18 protein-coding genes and 1 tRNA gene are annotated in these 18694 nt (G+C 45.5%); 13 read left to right on the top strand and 6 right to left on the bottom strand.

Annotation, left to right across the window (positions count from 1 at the left end; translation table 11 throughout):
* Nucleotides 1-273: 273 nt before the first annotated feature.
* From QUA83_RS13825 to QUA83_RS13845, 5 genes are all read left to right on the top strand, one after another.
* Nucleotides 274-504, top strand: a complete 231-nt coding sequence (locus QUA83_RS13825; protein ID WP_333293721.1) for a hypothetical protein — start codon at nucleotides 274-276, stop codon at nucleotides 502-504.
* Nucleotides 505-572: 68 nt separating this feature from the next.
* Nucleotides 573-644, top strand: a tRNA-Gly gene (locus QUA83_RS13830).
* Nucleotides 645-892: 248 nt separating this feature from the next.
* Nucleotides 893-1297 (top strand): hypothetical protein, encoded by a 405-nt coding sequence (locus QUA83_RS13835; protein ID WP_039888086.1) that lies wholly within the window; start codon nucleotides 893-895, stop codon nucleotides 1295-1297.
* 4 nt (nucleotides 1298-1301) lie between these two features.
* Nucleotides 1302-2567, top strand: coding sequence for a glutamate-5-semialdehyde dehydrogenase (locus tag QUA83_RS13840; protein ID WP_333293687.1), 1266 nt, complete (start codon nucleotides 1302-1304; stop codon nucleotides 2565-2567).
* Between the two features lie 332 nt (nucleotides 2568-2899).
* Nucleotides 2900-4039, top strand: a complete 1140-nt coding sequence (locus QUA83_RS13845; RefSeq protein WP_333293688.1) for a fatty acid desaturase — start codon at nucleotides 2900-2902, stop codon at nucleotides 4037-4039.
* Between the two features lie 125 nt (nucleotides 4040-4164).
* Here the strand turns inward: QUA83_RS13845 and QUA83_RS13850 are convergent, their stop codons facing one another.
* Both QUA83_RS13850 and QUA83_RS13855 read right to left on the bottom strand, forming a co-directional pair.
* Nucleotides 4165-5868: a lipoxygenase family protein gene (locus tag QUA83_RS13850; protein WP_333293689.1), complete on the bottom strand. Its 1704-nt coding sequence runs from the start codon at nucleotides 5866-5868 to the stop codon at nucleotides 4165-4167.
* A 321-nt stretch (nucleotides 5869-6189) separates the two neighbouring features.
* Entirely contained in the window at nucleotides 6190-7323 is a 1134-nt protein-coding gene (locus tag QUA83_RS13855; protein WP_333293690.1) for a class I SAM-dependent methyltransferase, read from the bottom strand.
* A gap of 553 nt (nucleotides 7324-7876) precedes the next feature.
* On the opposite strand from QUA83_RS13855, the gene QUA83_RS13860 reads away from it, so the two are divergent.
* The 4 genes from QUA83_RS13860 to QUA83_RS13875 all read left to right on the top strand — a co-directional run bounded on the left by QUA83_RS13860 (nucleotide 7877) and on the right by QUA83_RS13875 (nucleotide 11035).
* Nucleotides 7877-8932, top strand: a complete 1056-nt coding sequence (locus QUA83_RS13860) for an adenylate/guanylate cyclase domain-containing protein (RefSeq protein ID WP_333293691.1) — start codon at nucleotides 7877-7879, stop codon at nucleotides 8930-8932.
* 36 nt (nucleotides 8933-8968) lie between these two features.
* Nucleotides 8969-9442, top strand: a complete 474-nt coding sequence (locus QUA83_RS13865; RefSeq protein WP_333293692.1) for an NUDIX domain-containing protein — start codon at nucleotides 8969-8971, stop codon at nucleotides 9440-9442.
* 17 nt (nucleotides 9443-9459) lie between these two features.
* A complete protein-coding gene (locus QUA83_RS13870; RefSeq protein WP_333293693.1) occupies nucleotides 9460-9915 on the top strand; it encodes an HD domain-containing protein in 456 nt (151 codons plus the stop codon).
* A 238-nt stretch (nucleotides 9916-10153) separates the two neighbouring features.
* Nucleotides 10154-11035 carry a hypothetical protein gene (locus tag QUA83_RS13875; RefSeq protein WP_333293694.1) on the top strand — a complete coding sequence of 294 codons (882 nt, stop codon included), beginning with the start codon at nucleotides 10154-10156 and terminating at the stop codon, nucleotides 11033-11035.
* A 301-nt stretch (nucleotides 11036-11336) separates the two neighbouring features.
* On the opposite strand, the gene fabG is transcribed toward QUA83_RS13875, so the two are convergent.
* Nucleotides 11337-12101 carry a 3-oxoacyl-[acyl-carrier-protein] reductase gene (fabG, locus tag QUA83_RS13880; RefSeq protein ID WP_172188962.1) on the bottom strand — a complete coding sequence of 255 codons (765 nt, stop codon included), beginning with the start codon at nucleotides 12099-12101 and terminating at the stop codon, nucleotides 11337-11339.
* Between the two features lie 73 nt (nucleotides 12102-12174).
* On the opposite strand from fabG, the gene trxA reads away from it, so the two are divergent.
* Together trxA and QUA83_RS13890 are read left to right on the top strand one after the other, a co-directional pair.
* Nucleotides 12175-12492, top strand: coding sequence for a thioredoxin (gene trxA / locus QUA83_RS13885; RefSeq protein WP_333056552.1), 318 nt, complete (start codon nucleotides 12175-12177; stop codon nucleotides 12490-12492).
* A 159-nt stretch (nucleotides 12493-12651) separates the two neighbouring features.
* Nucleotides 12652-13245: a hypothetical protein gene (locus QUA83_RS13890; protein ID WP_333293695.1), complete on the top strand. Its 594-nt coding sequence runs from the start codon at nucleotides 12652-12654 to the stop codon at nucleotides 13243-13245.
* Between the two features lie 54 nt (nucleotides 13246-13299).
* On the opposite strand, the gene prmA is transcribed toward QUA83_RS13890, so the two are convergent.
* Nucleotides 13300-14190 (bottom strand): 50S ribosomal protein L11 methyltransferase, encoded by an 891-nt coding sequence (prmA, locus tag QUA83_RS13895; RefSeq protein WP_333293696.1) that lies wholly within the window; start codon nucleotides 14188-14190, stop codon nucleotides 13300-13302.
* Between the two features lie 184 nt (nucleotides 14191-14374).
* Nucleotides 14375-15958, bottom strand: coding sequence for a phosphoglycerate dehydrogenase (gene serA / locus QUA83_RS13900; RefSeq protein ID WP_333293697.1), 1584 nt, complete (start codon nucleotides 15956-15958; stop codon nucleotides 14375-14377).
* A 288-nt stretch (nucleotides 15959-16246) separates the two neighbouring features.
* Between serA and QUA83_RS13905 the strand changes: the two genes are divergently transcribed.
* Nucleotides 16247-16753, top strand: coding sequence for a hypothetical protein (locus QUA83_RS13905; protein ID WP_333155102.1), 507 nt, complete (start codon nucleotides 16247-16249; stop codon nucleotides 16751-16753).
* 74 nt (nucleotides 16754-16827) lie between these two features.
* The gene (locus QUA83_RS13910) at nucleotides 16828-17442 is read left to right on the top strand and encodes a Uma2 family endonuclease (protein ID WP_333293698.1); all 615 of its coding nucleotides are present in this window, start codon (nucleotides 16828-16830) and stop codon (nucleotides 17440-17442) included.
* On the opposite strand, the gene QUA83_RS13915 is transcribed toward QUA83_RS13910, so the two are convergent.
* On the bottom strand, nucleotides 17425-18678 hold the full coding sequence (locus QUA83_RS13915) for a transposase (protein WP_333293699.1): 1254 nt from the start codon (nucleotides 18676-18678) through the stop codon (nucleotides 17425-17427). The two genes, QUA83_RS13910 and QUA83_RS13915, sit on opposite strands and share 18 nt — an antisense overlap.
* Between the last annotated feature and the right edge of the window lie 16 nt (nucleotides 18679-18694).

The raw sequence follows: 18694 nt of genomic DNA on the forward strand, positions 1-18694 counted from the left end.
ACTACAAAAGTAGTTGATCGGGGAGTCATCTCGGCTCATGCTAGCGACTAGCCCGATCGGGTGATTTATGGCAATTCTTTGATCGTCAGCGATCGATCCGCATTCCTGAGCAAGAAATTCAAGATAAAGGGCAAAAAAATGCAAAAGACAGAATTTTTCTTAAATTCTGCCTTCTGAGCAAGACCTGATAAGTTTTACGTTTGAGCAGTCTGTTAGCTGAAGGTGTAGGCTGATTGCAGCGCCCACCAGATCAAGAAGCCGATTCCGCCGGCAATGACAATCGCCGAAATGGCGATCGCTATAGGACTGTCAGCTCCCTTGAACTTCATGATTCCGCGATTTAAATCTGACATGACAGTGTTCTCCCACAATTCCAGCTTGATTGTAGCTTTGCCGTCGGCCGATGGCGGTCAATTTTCACGGCAATTACTGATTTGGTTAATGATCTGGCTGCTGAAATTGCAGGTGGGGACTGGGTTTGGGGAGGTTTTACTGGGTTTGTGAAAAAAACTTACTAAAAAGACTTGACAAATTTAGAGAATTGAGACAATATTGTTAATACCGCAGGAAATGCGGGTGTAGCTCAGTGGTAGAGCGTCACCTTGCCAAGGTGAATGTCGCGCGTTCGAATCGCGTCACCCGCTTTAGAAGATAAAAAAATCAAGGAAACCGAAAAGTATATCAAGAAAGTTTTCGGTATAGTCCTAATGATGGTTGAAAATACTTAAGTTAGTGGTAAGATTGAATCCAGAACTTGCAAGTCAAAATTGCCGATCGGGCGATATCTCGGAACAGGCAGTTGAAAGCCTCGCTAGGGCAGAATTGACAAGTTTGATTAAGTGGATATGTTAACGATTATTTTTGCAAAAACGCTTTTTTTATCCGATCGCTAGTGCCATCTCAAAAAGCTCCAAAGATTGACTTAAACGATGAGTACCCCTGTCCTTGCCGGCGCCGGGGTCGTCTAGTACCCATAACGTTGACAGAAGCCTTTGGCTGCAACCGCTGTCAACAAATATTTGTATTGGACGAAAGTGGATACGTGATCGAGCAACTATCAACGAACTATCCTTACAAGCAGGCTTGGCGGTGGACGGGCAACCAGTGGAACAGAGCGCATCCGGGTTTGAAGGCCCATTATTTGCCACTGGCTTTGGGTATGATATTGGTACCGCTAGTGATTTGGTTGCCCTTGGCGCTGCACTCGCCGGGCCCGAATATTATTCTGTGGGCAATGGTCGCCGTGCTGCTAGCAATGCTGCCGGCGCTGATGGTATGGCTGGCTTATAGGCGTTAGCTAGATGATAATAGAGGATTTCACCCATTCATCAGATGCCGCAAATGTCGCGCGTCGCGCTTATCAAGCTTCTTTGGAGTTGGCTGCGACAAAGAGTGCCGATCGCGCGGCAGCTTTGCAGGCGATGGCGGGCTCGCTGAAACGGCGGCAAAATGACATTTTAGAAGCAAATACTCTGGATCTAGAAGCAAGTCGGGACATGGCGATTCCGGAGTTGATCGTGGAGTGGCTGAAGCTGACGCCGGAACGGATCAAGACAACTGTGCAAATTCTGGAACGGTTGGGGGAAATGCCAGATCCGATCGGCAGGGTGATCAATGCTTCTTATCAGGTAGATCGCTGTCAGGTTTACTGTCAGTCGCTACCACTGGGGGCGATCGCTCTAATTTACGAGGCGTTTCCCGAGTTGGGGGCGATCGCCGCGGGTTTGTCTCTCAAAAGCGCTAACAGTTTGATTCTTAAAGGCGGCAGCGAAAGCTGGCAAACTAATACAGTAATTGGAGAAGCTTTGATTTCGGCGATCGATGAGGTCGGTTTGCCATCGGGATGTTTGCAGGTACTGCCGCCGGATCGGGGCGCTTCGATCAGAGAATTGGTCACTCAAGACCAATATCTCAATTTAATTATTCCCTACGGCAGGCCAAGTTTGGTGCAGCAGGTGGTAAGGTTGTGTACAGCACCAGTTTTGAGGTCGGCAATGGGAAATTGTTACCTTTATTGGTCACCGACTGGTAGTTTGGAGATGGCAAGGTGGATGATTTTGGACAGCCATCAAAGCGTTCCCGATCCGGTTAACGCGATCGAGAAAGTGCTGATCGATCGCAACCAAAAGCCTTCTTCCTTAGTCAGGCTGTGGAACAGTTTAAAAGAAAAAGGCTTTCAAATTAGCGCAGATGCGGATCTGGTCGCAGATTTCCCAGAGTTGAAGCTGGCGGAACCATACGAGTGGACTCAACCGTATTTAAACAAAACGATCGCGTTTAAAGTTGTCGATAGTTTAGAGATTGCGATCGGCTGGATCAACCGCTACAGCAGTGGCCACGCTGACTGCATTGCCACTGAATCTTACTTAGAAAGCCGCCAATTTGCTCTGGATGTTAACAGCGCCTCAACTTTTATCAATGCCTCACCTCGGTTTTGGCGCTATCAAAATCGGGGAGATGCGATATTTTTGGGAATGTCCAACCAAAAAGGTTATCGTCGGGGATTGATCGGGTTAGATACGCTGACGACAATTAAAGAAATTGTTCAGGGAAACGGACTTTTTTAATCTGATAGGTTATTTAGGATTGGTTATTAGGATTAAACCAAACTGAAAAGTGGGAAAGTATTATCGATGCGTAAGCCTTTATAAGGCTTTAATAGTTGTTGGCAAAATTTTATTAAGGAAATAAAATAATATCTTTGTACAACAATTAGGCATCTTTGATCGCAAGTAATTTAGTCACAAGTTCCCGGAACGACACCGTGGACACAGATAAAATTTCCCCGTGCCGACAATAATCCCGCGATTCATTTGTTTTAGGTCAATCTAAAATCGGTAGTGGCTCTAATTAAATTTAGAAAGTTATTAACTCAAATGAAAATACTCTTAGCGATAACATGAAATCCAAAAAATTACTCAATACTCTAGACAAGACGGCAACGCCGACTTTAGGCGAAGAAACGCTACTTCACCACTCGGTATATGTGAAAAAATTGCGTCCGCTGCTGCCGTCAGATGCCTTTGAACCAGATCCCAGCAAGTTAGCAATACTATTCATCAACGCGGCTATTTTATTGCTGGGATGGGGAATTGCTGCTAATCTCGATCGCTGGCCTGTCTATCTTTTAGGGCTTTACTTACCTTTAGCCGTCATCATGGGCAATAGTATCATAGTTTTGCTATTTAGCTCCCACGATTTGATGCACGGTAGCGTTCAGAAAAAGTCGCGCCTCACTTATCCGATCGCCTTTTTGGGACTAAGTATGCTGTTTATGCCGCCTACTCAGTGGAAAAATCTGCACAACCTGGTACATCATAATAACACGAATTCTTTGGCCGACCCCGATCGCAACTATCTGTACCAGCAACCAGATACTTGGGGAAAATGGATTCAAAATCTGTTTGTACCGTCGGTAGAAGTCAATCCGGTGTGGTTAATGGTAGGGATGGCCGGTTCGTGGTTAGTGCATAATTTCCGCAATCTCACCTCGGTACTGTTATTTAACGATAAATCTGTCGATTACGTACCGGCTGCCTTTACAGTTAGTCCTAAAGATAGATTGACAATCGCATTTGAATGTCTGGGAATTTTAGGAATTCATGCGAGCATTTTGTTCTACCTAAATTTTCATCCGCTCAAAATAGCTCTTGCGTACTTTTTGCCGATCGCAATTGGTCATGCAGGCGCAATGTTTTACATCTATACCAACCACATGGGTTGCCGGATGACCGCCATTAATGACCCGCTGATCAACAGTATGTCAGTGCGGGTTCCTAAAATATTTGACCTGCTGCACTTGAATTTTTCTTACCACACAGAACATCATATTTTCCCCAGCATGAATTCAGACTATTATCCGATGGTGCAAGAGTTGTTGCAAACTCACTATCCCGATCGCCTGAATTTAATAGATGCTGGAGAAGCTTGGCGGTTGCTGATGCAAACACCACGGCATTACAAAGATGAAGTCACATTCACTGATTCTGCGGGTACAATGGCGGTGAATTGCTCGATTGTTGAAGACTATAAAAGCTGAGAATTCGCATTGGATCTACATCTTACACAATTCTTAAGAACAGGCTTTCCGGCCTGTTCCACAAAGAATGAATTTTATTTTGGGGAGTAGGGGTTGGGCGTCTCGCCAACCCCAAAAATACACTCCTACATACTGATGCTATTTAGTACCAACGAAGGCTTGAGAGCAATGTAAGGGATTACTCGTTTTTGATTGTTAGCATCAATTTTTTGTTCTGCCATATTCAAATTTTGCTGGAACTGTCTGGCTAAAAGTTGGTTCGGCGTTCCCGCAAAAACTTCGTCGAAGCTCATCCGGTAGAGTTCTCGGAAAGATTTATCGTAATAACCCAAGCGGTCATATCGATAAGCTGACAAAATAAACAGAATTTTCAGTTGTTCAGCCGCTCGCTTGTACGGAGGAAGCAACCGTAAAATATCCTTTTCCGTAATCACTTCGAGAGTACCCGAAGCCGTAATTCTAGGAATGTCCCGGTAGGCTGCCAAGGGCATATTTGCCGCAAAACTCATGTATTCATACTGGGGAAAATTGACTGCTGAATGCTGGGGGCCGCAGGTAAAAATTATAGTTGTGACAATTTGAATTAATTGTTCAACTGTGTTGATTTTGCTGGGCATTCCTTTGACTTTACCGCCATTATCAGACGCTAATTCTTGAGCCCAGGTTTGCAGTTCCACATCTTGTACGATCGCGATCTCCGTCGGGTAAAAGAATTTCAGATAGCCCGATACAAAGGTTTCGATCGCATTCCACAGCAGCAATCCATCATCTCGGTAAGGATAGTGAGGCAGTTGATTTGGATCGTCCATGCCCCGATTTTTCAGTTCGGTTGGGAAGGCAAATTGATCCAGACTCCAGTTACTGCAAGCCTCTCTAGCTATTTCCATTGTCTCTGGCAAGCTACCGCTTAGCAAGTCATCGACTGGCCCGCCCGGAGCGATCAAATAAGAACGCGCCAGCTCGTTGTTAGTCAACATAAACCGAAAGTGCGGTTTCAGCAGCAGGCTAAGGGGGTGATTTTTAGCCAACTGTCGGGCGGTGACGATCGCGATTGGTTCCATCACCAAATGAGTTCGACCTAAATGCGAACTCATTTCGTGGTGATTGGCATCTGCTACTTGCACGCAGAGTTTCGCAAACAGCCAATCCACAGGAGGATCGAACGAGGTGTAAAGATGGCTATTTGGGGTCGGATCTAGTTGAATGGCGATCGGCACCAGTTCACCGCGATCGCGGATTCCCGTCCACCGCCAAGCGAAAAAAGCTCGCGGTTTTGGCAAGAATTTTCTGCCTTTTTCATAGCTGCCGCCTCCAATTTTTGAAGGCGCGCGATAGTGTTGGTCGCTACCCGTATAATCGGCAATGTAAATGTTTTTTTGTTGCAACTCTTGGCCCAGATCGAATAATGGGTGAAAGCTGGAAATTTGTGCCAGTGTTTGCGCCCGAGGATCGCCGGCATCTAACAAACGAAGCATCATCGGATTTGCTCCAGACAGGCGCTGTTCTGCAAAAGAGCGATCGGTTTGGTAGATTTTGGCAACAGCAGGTAGCGGCAGCAGAGTAAACAAATCTTCATAGTCTTGGAGGTCGTCGAGAGGATCGAGAAAACTTCTCGAATCGGCCGCCAGCATATTTCCTGGAAGTTCCGATGTTGCTAGTATCCGCTCTCCAATATACTTGCTCGAAAAGTTCTCGACTGGTGGCACATCTTTCAATAATGCCAAAGGTGATAAACTCTCATGGTCAAACTGATAAGCTTGTTGCTGGCGATTCAAGGAATCGCGGCGCTGTTCTTGGTTCGGGTCGTCTTGAGGAAGAGAAGGTTTCATATTGTCTACCATTGTATAAATCAACTCTCTTTTTGTAGTAAAATCTCGGACATCATCACTACCGATCGAGGATGGAATTTAAAAAGTATTGTGCAGGCTCACGCTTGATATACATCTTATTCACCGAGGAATAATCTTATTCCGGATTTTTTTAAATTTAGAAAAATTTTTCAAAAGAAGGCAACACTTCTCGATCGCCCTAAATCTAGATTGAAAGGTTTCATTCTCCCGATAAGTAGCTCGCACTCAAGAACCCCGACTTCTTTGAGATGTCGGGGTTCGGGGTGTTCTGTTTTTTGAGCTGGGCCTACGGATTAGCGATTAGGCATGAGTCATTAAATATTGACCGTTGCCGTTATATTCGCCGTCGCAACTCGCGAAATTAGCCACAAACCAAATTAAGTAAAACCGCCAAATTCGACGAAATTTGGCATAGTCGATGCCGTAGTCTAAATCTTTGACTATTGCCTGAGAATCGTCAAAGTTTTTCAGCCAGTTAGCAAAGGTGGTGGAGTAATTGTATCCGTTGAGATACCATCTTTGAATTGTTTTGAGGTCTTTATTGTGGCTAGGAACGGCATCGTATTTCCAGTAACGGCCGTGGGGAAAAATGTATTTGTGGGTGAAAACGCTGGATATATTGTTGGGGGTGCGAACTGTGATGATATGAATGAAAACTTTGCCGTTATCCTTCAGGAAAGAGGCGAGTTTTTGGAAAGCCTTTGTTAAATTACCTACATGACAAAAAACTCCGATGGAGAGAATTTTGTCAAATTTTGTCTCGAAGTTGGCGTCGTTCAAATCGCCTTCATATAGGGTAAAGCGACCGGAACTAAGGTAGCTTTCGCGGTCTTCCATCTTGTGCCGCATATACTCGCATTGGTGGTGGCTGAGGTTAATGCCAGTAAAGGTGACATTGGGGAATTTGGAAAGAATGTAATTGGGAACGCAACCCCAACCGCAGCCAAAGTCTAAAATATTGTCGCCATCTTGAATCTCTAGCTTTTCAATCACATCATCAATCATCTGCATTTGCGCTTGTTCAAGGTTGGCGGCTCCTTTTTCCCACAATCCCATGCTGTATTTAGGATAAATGAGTTTTCCATCGCCTAACATCGGATTCAGCATTGCTTGAGGTAAGTCGTACTGAATCTTCATTAAATCCCGCGGCCCTTCGGCTGTATGGTCTGTTTCTTTTAGTACCCATTCGTAGGGTGCAAGCAGGGACGGGAAATGCTTAAAAAAGACGGGCATACAGGTATCAAAAAGCGATCGCAATACTGAATCTGGGACTTCTAATCCGTTGATGTAAGACTCTGCTACTGCCATTTGTACCGTGTTAACTGCACTGACTGCGAGGCGGGTTGCTGCGTAGGCGATCGGACTTTTGCTATGTACATCTCCCACGATGGGAATGTGTTTTTCGATGCTTTGTAGGGCTGTTGATGAAGTCATGGCTATACTGGTTTTAAAGATGCTGCTATTCTATCTCACGAAAATTGGGTGGTTGTTAGAGGGCAAAAAAGCTGAAACTATTGCCAAGTAAGGTTTCCACAGCAAAACTTCCCAAAATCATAAAAATCTATGGCGGTTGAGGGGGATTTGATAACGGATTTATCGGGGTTTGGGGGATCGGAATTTTATTAAGAATTATGTCAGTCTATTTTAGATTTTAGATTTTAGATTTTAGATTTACTCCACAGCTTGAATGGGGGTACTTTCACGGTGCGATGGCGATTTTAGTGTTCAGTTATACCATTCTAGATTTTAGAATTGAGAATGAATGATCAGCTAAGAGTGGGACTATTGCCTAGAGTTGCATTCTTTTTTTAAACTGGTGTCAGTTGGGCGGTTGAGCTGACGAAACGAGAAGCAAATGCCGATCGCGACTTATAGTTAAGGAATCAGGGGATACAGAAAAAATGCCGAGAAACCGGGTTTGCATACAGGTTCGCTGCAATAACAGATGTCCGCGAGATTCCTCGCTAATTAACTAGACGCGCCACATATGCCACAGATTCACTATCTGCCGGACGATCGCACGATCGAGATAGACGACGACGATATAATTCTCGAAGCTTCCCTGCGTGCCGACATTCCCCACACCCACATCTGCGGCGGTAGCGCCCGATGTTCGACTTGCCGGGTATTGATTGTCGAAGGTTTGGAATTTTGCTCTCCGCGTACTTCGCCGGAAGAGGAACTTGCCAAAAAATTGCGTTTAGAACCGGAAATTAGGCTGGCTTGTCAGACACAGGTTGCGGGCGGCAAGGTGATTTTGCGCCGATTGGCGATCGATTCTGAAGACTTGGAATCATTTAACGACGAAATGGCGGGCAAGTCAATTTCTGCTCCTGTGGGTCAAGAGAAAAAAATAGCAATTTTGTTTGCGGATATTCGAGGATTTACGCCTTTTGCAGAATCGCTGTTGCCCTACGATGTAATTTATGTTTTAAATCGCTATTTCCAAAAAATGGGTTATGTGATCAACCGCAATGGCGGGATGATTAATAATTACATGGGAGATGGTTTTATGGCGCTGTTTGGGTTGGAAAATCCCGACAAAGCGGCGGAACAAGCAGTGAGGGCTGGGGTGGAGATGCTGGAGGAACTAGAGAAACTCAATCCCTATTTTGAGACTTTATACCGTCACCGATTGCGGATTGGGATTGGCATTCACTGCGGGTGGGTGGTTGTGGGGAATTTGGGGGCATCGAAGAGTCAAACAGTTACGGCGATCGGGGATGCGGTGAATTTGGCCAGCCGGATCGAGGCTGCTAACAAGAAAGTGGGAACAAGTTTACTGATTTCCGAGGAGACTTATCAGGAAGTTAAGGAATTGGCGATCGTCGATCGGTGCGTATCCGTGCCAATTCCGGGGAAAAGTGGCGAATATCCGCTGTATGAAGTAATCGGGATGCCGCCACTGCCCGTAGAAATCGAAGAAGTTTCTGAGGTAAGGGAAGGTTCTATTTGGCAAAGTATTGTCAATAAATTGCTGGCTTTGTATGCTGCGGCTTACAATTGGATCAGGAAAATTTGGAATCAAATCAGAAAACTATAGAGCCACTTTTTTGAGTTTTGTTATTCCCTCGATAAGATGAATATTCCAAAGTCAATAGTTCGCATTTTTGTAATGCTTCCGAACGGTCAGATAGGGGCACAACTTCGAGATAATATTCCAGGTATTGCCAGTCAAGGAATGCTTTCTACTTTTGGTGGTGGCGTGGACATTGGAGAAAGTCCACAGCAGGCAGCAGTGCGAGAAATGGAGGAAGAAACTTGCCTCACAATCAATGATTACACAATGGAATTTATCGCAACTTTTACTCACCAAAAGACCCAAAATGATACAAAAATTTTACAAAAAAACCATCTGTTTTTGGCTATAGTTAGCGATTGTGATAAAATAGAAATCAAAGAAGGTGTGGGTTTGGTAGTTTTGAGAAAAGATGTAGACTTTGAAAAAGTCAACGCAGGTGAAGGTACTCAAATGGCTTGGAAATTGTTGCAGGAATATTTAAAATCAAAAACCACACACGACCTTTTCGCCGCCAGGGGACTGAAACTTTAATAGAGAACTTCTGTACTATGTTGTCCAATACGAATTCAGATTACGAAGCATTACTACAGCGGGCGATCGTGATCGCCGCAAAAGCTCATGAGGGGCAGGTTGATAAGGCAGGCAATCCCTATCTCGATCATCCGCTATTTGTGATGGAGAATGTAAATTCTCTAGAGCAGAAAATCGTAGCGGTTCTACACGATGCTGTCGAAGATTCTGAACTTACACTTGAGCAACTTAGAAGCGAAGGTTTTCCTGAAGTTATCGTCTCGGCGATCGAGGCGATTACCAAAATAGAAGGAGAAGTTTATGCAGCTTATTTAGAACGTGTGATTGCCAACCCGATCGCACTGCGAGTCAAAATCGCTGATGTTACTCATAACCTTGATATTCGTCGCATCTCCAATCCCACAGAGGCAGATTTTCAACGCATTGCAAAATACAAAAAAGTCCTCAGTCAGTTGCGTAGCGCCCTAAACTAATTATTTGTTTAATAAAGTGAAAATAAGTAATTTCCGCTGAATGGGGCTTAAACATTTTATAGTATAGCCTTTCTCAGAAAGATGAGGTACTCATGGGCATAGGGCATAGGGCATAGGGCATAGGGCATAGGGCATAGGGCATACCTCACTTTTTTGAGAACCGCTATAAGTCCTCATAAAAGGAAATTTAAGGTTTTAATAGGGTATTATCTTATCCAAATGGACGGGAGTCTATAAGATGTTGAAATGGCTGAACAATTGGCGCCAAGCGATCAGCATACTCAAGCCTGCTGTGGAGGAGCAACCCGCGCCTTCTCCTGAAATTCCTAAAACATTTCTTCACCCAGCTCCCAGAAAAACTGTTGCTAAATTATTGAGTGACTATCGACGGTATAAGCTTGCAATTGATCCGCTAGAATCCAGCTTGTTTTATCGATCGCTTGAGGGAAAAATTGTGAGCCGATCATTAGTTTCTGGCGCAATTGAGTGGCAATCTGAAGAATCTGGCTCTCCCCTACGAGTAACAGATCAAATCCTTTGGGCGGTGCAAAGTGATGCAATCGCCGCATATTCCACAATAGATGGTCAACTGCTTATGCGATCGAATCAGTTGTGGCTACCTGATGAACCTGATGAAGTAGCTACTTACTCACAGTGTGATTTATCTGAGCAAACCTTGCGGTTGCTTCTATTTTATGATTATGATCCCTACGATCGGAATGGAGGAATGGCTACCCCGCCGCCCTGGCAGGGTTCACTAGCTTATCAGATTAATCTGATCACTGGAGAAGTCACTAAGATAGATGCTTTTGAGTGTACACCGCGTTATGGTGGGCCTAATTGGATATTGGGTGATGATTGGCGGCCTATTTTCCAAGAAGTCGAGGAGCAAATCTATCCATCGGTTTCTAGTGAGCAGCTTTTCAAAATAAACCGCCCTCTAGGAATTACTGAATCTGCTCAGTTGCAAACCGCTTCAGTAATCATTCACCACTCCCACACTGCCTACTTAACTCAAAAAATTGTAAGTGTCTTTAGTAACCAACCTCCCTATTCACAACTGTGGGAAGCCATCATAAATGAATATAGGCCGGAAAAACTGGAGCCACCGCGTTGCTAACGGGACTTAGACCAAAACTGAAGCCATTTTGGCTTCAAACCCAGATAGAGAAATACTTTTAGCTCAAATGGGCATGAATCTACTTATACCAATGGTTTCAGGCATTTTTAGGTCATCGACCTCTTTCCATTGCCAGCGAGGGGGTTTGAGTTCCTAAATGAGCTATAAAATGTTTAAGTCCCACTAATTAATTTCAGTTCAAATACGCTAACAGACATAAATTTAACCGCAGATATCCGCCTTCATCGTGGCACAGGCATCTTGCCTGGGCGATATCTGCGGTTAAAAAAATCCCGAAATCCTAAGCCATTACCATCCCCCCATCCACATTAAAAACCTGCCCCGTTATATAAGCTGCGGCCGCATCTGCAGCCAAAAACTTCACCATCCCCGCAACTTCCTCAACTTCCCCATATCTCCCCAGCGGAATATACTTCAAAATCTCATCAGACTTGACATCCTTAGTCATATCTGTAGTGATAAAACCCGGTGCAACTGCATTCACAGTAATCCCGCGACTGGCCAACTCCTTCGCCACAGTTTTAGTAAATCCAATTACCCCAGCTTTTGCCGCACTGTAATTAGCTTGTCCGGGATTGCCCATTTGCCCAGCAACCGAAGCAATATTAATAATTCTGCCGCTTCGCTGTTTCAGCATGATTTTACTGGCAGCTTTCGCACACAAAAACACGCCAGTTAAATTCAAATCAATTACCGCTTGCCAATCTTCCAACTTCATCCGCAGCAGCAAAGTATCGCGAGTAATGCCGGCATTGTTCACCAAAATGTCAATCCGTCCCCATTTTTCCATGACATTACTGGTGAGTAAATCTACTTGCTCAGTTTTCGAGACATCTGCTGCAAGCGCGACAGCTTCTCCTCCAGCAGCGACTATTTCTGCTACCACCTCATCAGCAGCAGCACTCGAACTGGCATAGTTGACGGCGACTTTAGCGCCTTCTGCTGCTAGGGTTAAAGCAACGGCGCGGCCGATTCCCCGCGACGCACCGGTCACGACAGCAACTTGACCCCGCAATCTCTGAAAAGTCTCTGGTAATAATTCCATAATTGTATCCTCGCAATCTACCAGAGAATTTTGCACTAAAATCGAGCCAGAACCAAAAAAATTATTTTGTCTTATGGCAGTTCAAAAACAGTTCAGCAGTTTTGAAGAGTTACTATCGGGCTCTGACTTGCCGGTGTTGGTAGATTTTTACGCTACTTGGTGCGGGCCTTGTCAGATGATGGCACCGATTTTGGAACAAGTGAGTGGTCAGATGAAAGACAAGCTGATGGTTGTCAAAATTGACACGGATAAGTACGAACAGTTGGCGTCGCAGCATCACATTTATGCTTTGCCGACTTTGGTGTTGTTCAAGAATGGCGCTGAGGTCGATCGCATTGAGGGAGTGATGCAAGCGGCGCAGTTGATCGATCGAGTGCAACCTTTCTTGTAGCACGAGCTCATCATCTCACACGTAGGGTGCGTCAGCTAATAGACATCTCCCAAAAAGATATTCAAGAACAGGCAGGATGCCTGTTCCACAACAATTATGGGAGATGTCTAATATCTGATTCATTATGAATAAGATAATCCTAGTTGACGCACCCTACTGATGAAGACTCCCAGCCACGCTATTATCAATCTGGCAATTCTCGGCAAACCGCAACTGCCGCAAGCTAATCTCATTATTGCGATCGGCGGAATTTTACCGGATATTCCGATATTTCTATTTTACTTTTGGGCGAAATACATTGCTCGCTTGCCCGAAGCTACAATCTGGTCAAAAGCATATTATGAGCCTTTTGTGCAAGATATTGTGGCTCTGTTTCATTCAATTCCCCTTGCGGTTATTGGTTTGCTAATTGCTTATTACTTTGGCTGGCAAAGCGTGCAAATTCTGTTTATCAGCATGATACTACACTCTCTGGGAGATTTGCCTGTCCACAATGACGACGCTCACCGACACTTTTTTCCGTTCAGCAATTACCGTTTTATCAGTCCGTTTTCTTATTGGGATCGGAAGCACTACGGGTCAATTGTTTCTTTGGTTGAAATGTTGTTAGTGCTGCTGTCAACTTACCGCGTTTTTGGTTTTGTTAATTCTTATGCTGGAAAAACGTTGTTGATTTTGGTGAATGGTTTTTACTGGGCTGGCGCGGTTTATTTTCAGGTGCGAGCTTTATTTAAATTCACTTCCCAAAGATGAAACATGAACTCAAAATTACCAATTAGGAATTAGGAATTAGCCATTACCATATTGTTAACTGCGCCGAATATTAAAACAGCACCAATCTTGGCGCTTCCACAGAGTAGCCACAATCCAGCCGTGCTGTTCGAGAGTGTCAGCAATTGGCTTAGCTTGTTCGAGCAAAATGCCGCTGAGGACAGCCCAAGTAGTGGGTTTGCTAATTGCAGTGAACTGCGGGATTAAATCAATGATTACTTCTGCTAAAATGTTGCAGATCAAACCGTCGATCGGCTCATCGATCATTTCTTTCAAGCGATCGATACTTCCGAGCTCTGCAACCAACTGCTGAGAATTAACGCGGTTGAGTAGTCTGTTGCTAATGGTCGATCGCACTGCCAAAGGATCAGTATCCAAAGCATAAACTTTTGTAGCGCCCAACAACACCGCGCCGATCGACAAAATACCCGATCCGCAGCCGATATCAGCAACAATGCACTCTTTGTCATCAAAACCGAGACGCATTTCCAGCGATTCCAGACACAGTTGAGTAGTGGCGTGAGCACCAGTACCGAAGGCCACACCGGGATCTAAACGCAAAATAATGCGATCGGTATCAGTCGGTGGGGGCAGCCAGGCCGGGTTAATTAAAAAGCGATCGCCCACTTCTTGAGGCTGCCAGTGCGCCTTCCAAGTGCTGCCCCAGTCTTCGTCTTCAATCAAATCCCACTGCATCGCAGGTAAAGGCAAACCTGCACACAGAGCATCTTGGCGCAGCCACAGAGACAGAGCGGCCAAATCCAGCAACCCTGCCTGTTCTTCGGGCAAATAAGCCGACATCAGACAGGAATTGCTTTTGATCTCAGTAGCACTTCCCCTACAGTTAAACCGTTCCAGACGCCAAAAGATGATATCTTCCAGCGCCGGATCGCAAAGAATTCTAATTTCCCACCAGCTATGTGCCATAACGATTTTAGATTTTAGATTTTAGATTTTAGATTGGCCCAGGGGAACTGGAGACTGGGAACTGGGGAGTGAGGAAGGAGGATTGGCTAATAGAAAAATTCCCGCTTTCAGGCCAATTACCAATGACCAATTACCCATTACCAATTATCAGCCCTGGCATCCAAAATCTAAACTCCTAAATCCGTCAAAGATTTACCGTGTAAGCATCCCGAATTCCCGGAACTTTTAGGATCTCCGCCAGTATCCCTTCTGGTAGAGGGTCATCGAGGCTCAAAACCATCACCGCATCGCCTCGCACGATTTTACGGCCTACCTGCATACTGGCAATATTGACATTAAAACTGCCCAATTGGGAACCAATTTTGCCAATAATCCCCGGCATATCGCGGTGCAGGGTAAACAGCATATGGTGAGTGGGGGAAACGTTGACCGGGAAATCGTCAACGCTGGTAATCCGAATTTCGCTTTCGCCGAGCACTGCACCTGTCACGGTGTGTTCGCCGAGGGTTCCCTTGGCCGAGAGGTGCAGGGAGCCGGTGTAGTCGCGAATCGAGGCGTCTCTGGTTTCGACGACGCGAATTCCGCGTTCTTTGGCTTCAATGCTGGCGTTGACGTAGTTAACGCGCTCTCGCAGGGCTTGGGAGAGTAGGCCTTTGAGGGCGGCAACGACTACGGGCTGGCTTTGGTTGCTGGCTAATTCGCCTTGCAGTTGAACGTTGAGGTAATCGACTCGGCCTCCGGCTAGCTGACTGACGAGGTTGCCGAGGGTTTCGGCGAGTTGCAGGTAGGGTTTGAGTTTTTCGATCGAGTCTGGGTAAATTCCTGGTATGTTAACAGCCGATCGCGCGGGCAGCCCCAACAGTACATCGCGGATTTGTTCAGCAACATCGATCGCCACATTCACCTGAGCTTCCGCTGTGGATGCTCCCAAGTGGGGCGTCAGCACGATGTTCTGGCCGACACTCCGCAGCGGGGAATCAGCTTCCAGCGGCTCGTGTTCGTAAACGTCCAAAGCTGCGCCGGCGATCTTGCCTTCTTTGATGGCTTCTGCGAGGGCTGCTTCGTCGATGATGCCGCCTCTGGCGCAGTTTATGATGCGGGCCGTGGGCTTCATTTTCGACAGCACTTCAGCGTTAATTAAGTGCAGGGTTTCCGGCGTTTTGGGGATGTGCAGGGTGATGTAGTCAGATTCGCGCATCAGCAGTTCGAGTTCTACCAAGCGGCAGCCCAACTGGTCGGCTCTTTCGGTCGAAATGAAGGGATCGTAAGCCAGCAGTTTCATGCCCATTGCTTTGGCTGCGGCTGCGAGGTGGGAGCCGATTTTGCCCAAACCGACGATGCCGAGGGTTTTTTTGTAAACTTCTACGCCGAGAAAGCGGTTGCGTTCCCATTTACCACCTTTGACGGATTCGTTAGCTTCCGGGATGTGGCGGGACATCGAGAGCATCATGGCGAGCGCGTGTTCGGCGGCGGCGATCGTGTTGCCTTCGGGGGAATTGACGACTACAATTCCTTTGCGGGTAGCGGCGGGTACATCGACATTATCTACGCCGACGCCGGCTCTGCCGATAATTTTAAGTGAATTCCCGGCTTCTATGATTTCTTTGGTAACTTGGGTGCCAGAACGGATCATTAAAGCGTCGTAATCTGGAATAATTCGTACCAGTTCTTCGGCTGAGAGTCCTGTGTTTACGTCAACTTGCGCGACTTGGGAGAGGATGTCAATTCCGGCTTGGTCGATCGGATCGGATACTAGAACTTTAGGCATAGCAAGCAATTGAGTGCAATAGTAAAAATAGACCGAGCGTTGGCGAGCTCAAAGTGAGACTTATGACTTAGAGCAGTATCTAACAGCTCAGCTCAAGCTTGCCTTTGTGCAGTTTGAATTGTATCTGTATTCGGTCAAGGTCGGCCGTTTTTTGCGTGAAATATTTTAGCTTTGCGGGCGATCGGACTCTCTGACAGTCTGAAAATCCCGCAAGTGCTTAGCTAGTATGTCTTTTCGGGCTATAATAAACTTTGGCTATTCCAGCCTAACTATCAGGAATTATTGTCAATGAATTATCTTATCGCCGTACTGCCCGATCGAATGCAAGCCGAAGCTGCCTACTGTGCTCTGGAAAAAGAAGGCTTGCCTATGAAGCAAGTGAGTATTTTGGGCCGTGGCTACAAAACTGCTGATGAATTTGGCTTGATCGACCCGAACCAGCAAGCGAAGAAACAAGCTAAACTCATGGCTATTTGGCTGATTCCCTTTGGCTTTATTGCTGGGGTTACTTTCAGCTTGATTACTGAGTTGAAGACTTTTGCCTGGGCGGGGGAAATTGGCGATCACGCGATCGGTGGTGTACTCGGTGCGATCGCCGCTGCAATGGGCAGTGTGTTTGTTGGAGGCGCGGGCGGTATGGCTTTTGGTAGCGGCGATGCTTTGCCCTACCGCAACCGTTTGAATGCGGGTAAATTTTTGATTGCGGTTAAGGGTACTGATGATTTGACTGGGAAAGCTGCGAAGATTTTGCAGCAGTTTGAACCGGAAAATATCCAAGGTTATACAGAGACTTAGTTATTTGTTTGTTAACAGTTGACTGTTGACTGTTGACTGTTGACATTCAACTCGTGTAATATTTGAAGGCAGTTATGGAATTACAAACTATCCCCCTACATTCTCCACTAGAATTAACGCTCGAATTAACTGACGAGCAGTTTTTTCAGTTGTGTATAGACAACCGGGATTTAAGATTTGAGCGGACTGCTAGTGGAGGATTAATTATTATGCCACCTACAGGTAGCGAGACTGGTAATTTCAACATTGACTTATCGTATCAACTTCAATCTTGGAGCAGACAAAATAAGCATTTGGGAATTGCTTTTGATTCTTCCACTGGATTTAAACTGCCCGACGGTACAGATATTTCTCCCGATGCTGCTTGGATTCGGCGCGATAGGTGGGATGCTTTAACTGCTGAAGAAAAAAAGAAATTTGCGCCGATTTGTCCCGATTTTGTGGTGGAATTGCGTGAAGCGAAGCTATCCCGAAGGGAATCGACAACTGACTCTCTAGAAAAATTGCGGGCTAAAATGAAAGTGTATGTGAAAAATGGAGCGAGGTTGGGATGGTTGCTCGATCGCAAAAATAGAAAAGTAGAAATCTCCCGTCAAGGTAGAGAAGTAGAAATTTTAGATGAACCTGCAACTCTGTCCGGTGAAGATGTACTACCCGGTTTTGTTTTGGATTTAACTGATATTTTCTAAATTTTTGACACTCCTCGGCTTGAAAGCGCGAGGATTCTTGGATCGATCAGTCGATTTGCTCGTTGATGCTGCCACCAGCGAGTAGAGATCGGTCTGTCCCCAAGCGTTAATTTCGACGTGCCCCGCCGTATTTAAATTAATTCCTACTTGCTTCAACCCGTTAGCCAAAATGTTGCGACCGGCATTATGATCTCGATCCAATGTCGTACCGCAACCGCAAATATGGGTGCGAGTTGAAAGTGTTTTCTTAACGAGATTGCCACAGTTTGAACAGTCTTGAGATGTGTATTGAGGTGCAACAGCAATCACTGTTTTATCATACACTTTTCCCAAATACTCCAACCATTGAGCAAACAGTGACCATGCTGCATCGTTAATTGATTTAGCAAGCTTATGGTTTTTCACCATGTTCCGCACCTGAAGATCTTCGTAGGCTAAAAAATCGCTAGATTTTACTACGCACAACGCCGTCTTGATGGCGAAGTCTTTACGCTGCCGACTGACCTTCAGGTGTTTTCTTCCTAACTTATTAATCGCTTTTTTACGATTACTAGAGCCTTTCTTATTTCGAGAAACTCGTTTCTGCAATCTCTTCAAAGCTTTTTCACTCTGGCGGAGATATCGAGGGTTGGCAACTGTCTCACCATCACTATCAGTATAGAAATGGTTCAATCCCACATCTATCCCAATAGCTTTACCAGTGAAAATAGGCTTCTCTTTCCGCTCCACTTTGATGCAGAATTGGACGTAGTACCCGTCGGCACGGCGCACGACTCTAATTCGTTTGATCTCGTCAGGCACATAGAAATGCAAATCCCGATTGCCAATCAACTTAAACTTCCCAGCAGCAAAGCCGTCTTTAAATGTTAGACACTTTTTGTCGGCAGAAAGCGACCAACCTGAAGTTTTATATTCTACCGACCGAGTATGCTTCTTGAACTGCGGGTAGCCTTTTTTGCCTGGAACCTTCGCTTTGCAATTAGCAAAGAAACGCTGGATAGCAAAAATGGCGCGTTCCGCCGAAGCCTGACGCGCCATCGAATTAAGCTTACCTGCCCATTCAAACTCTTTTGCCATAAGGGCGCATTGTTTGTAGAGGTCAACTAGCTTAACTCCTTGATTTTCTGTCCAATATTTAAGAGTTTTATTTCGGACAAATTGAGCTGTTCTGATCATCTCGTCGATGATCCGATATTGCTGCGCTTTGCCTTTCAATTTAAACTCTAGTGTTATCATTCAAATATATTACCGT

Origin of the sequence: Microcoleus sp. K1-B1 (assembly GCF_036704705.1) — a bacterium.
Classification (GTDB): domain Bacteria; phylum Cyanobacteriota; class Cyanobacteriia; order Cyanobacteriales; family Microcoleaceae; genus Microcoleus.

Coding starts and splice junctions, on each gene's coding strand:
- QUA83_RS13825 (WP_333293721.1), top strand. CDS start 274: ATGACAATCGCCGAAATGGCGATCGCTATAGGACTGTCAGCTCCCTTG.
- QUA83_RS13840 (WP_333293687.1), top strand. CDS start 1,302: ATGATAATAGAGGATTTCACCCATTCATCAGATGCCGCAAATGTCGCG.
- QUA83_RS13845 (WP_333293688.1), top strand. CDS start 2,900: ATGAAATCCAAAAAATTACTCAATACTCTAGACAAGACGGCAACGCCG.
- QUA83_RS13850 (WP_333293689.1), bottom strand. CDS start 5,868: ATGAAACCTTCTCTTCCTCAAGACGACCCGAACCAAGAACAGCGCCGC.
- QUA83_RS13855 (WP_333293690.1), bottom strand. CDS start 7,323: ATGACTTCATCAACAGCCCTACAAAGCATCGAAAAACACATTCCCATC.
- QUA83_RS13860 (WP_333293691.1), top strand. CDS start 7,877: ATGCCACAGATTCACTATCTGCCGGACGATCGCACGATCGAGATAGAC.
- QUA83_RS13865 (WP_333293692.1), top strand. CDS start 8,969: ATGAATATTCCAAAGTCAATAGTTCGCATTTTTGTAATGCTTCCGAAC.
- QUA83_RS13870 (WP_333293693.1), top strand. CDS start 9,460: ATGTTGTCCAATACGAATTCAGATTACGAAGCATTACTACAGCGGGCG.
- QUA83_RS13875 (WP_333293694.1), top strand. CDS start 10,154: ATGTTGAAATGGCTGAACAATTGGCGCCAAGCGATCAGCATACTCAAG.
- fabG (WP_172188962.1), bottom strand. CDS start 12,101: ATGGAATTATTACCAGAGACTTTTCAGAGATTGCGGGGTCAAGTTGCT.
- trxA (WP_333056552.1), top strand. CDS start 12,175: ATGGCAGTTCAAAAACAGTTCAGCAGTTTTGAAGAGTTACTATCGGGC.
- QUA83_RS13890 (WP_333293695.1), top strand. CDS start 12,652: ATGAAGACTCCCAGCCACGCTATTATCAATCTGGCAATTCTCGGCAAA.
- prmA (WP_333293696.1), bottom strand. CDS start 14,190: ATGGCACATAGCTGGTGGGAAATTAGAATTCTTTGCGATCCGGCGCTG.
- serA (WP_333293697.1), bottom strand. CDS start 15,958: ATGCCTAAAGTTCTAGTATCCGATCCGATCGACCAAGCCGGAATTGAC.
- QUA83_RS13905 (WP_333155102.1), top strand. CDS start 16,247: ATGAATTATCTTATCGCCGTACTGCCCGATCGAATGCAAGCCGAAGCT.
- QUA83_RS13910 (WP_333293698.1), top strand. CDS start 16,828: ATGGAATTACAAACTATCCCCCTACATTCTCCACTAGAATTAACGCTC.
- QUA83_RS13915 (WP_333293699.1), bottom strand. CDS start 18,678: ATGATAACACTAGAGTTTAAATTGAAAGGCAAAGCGCAGCAATATCGG.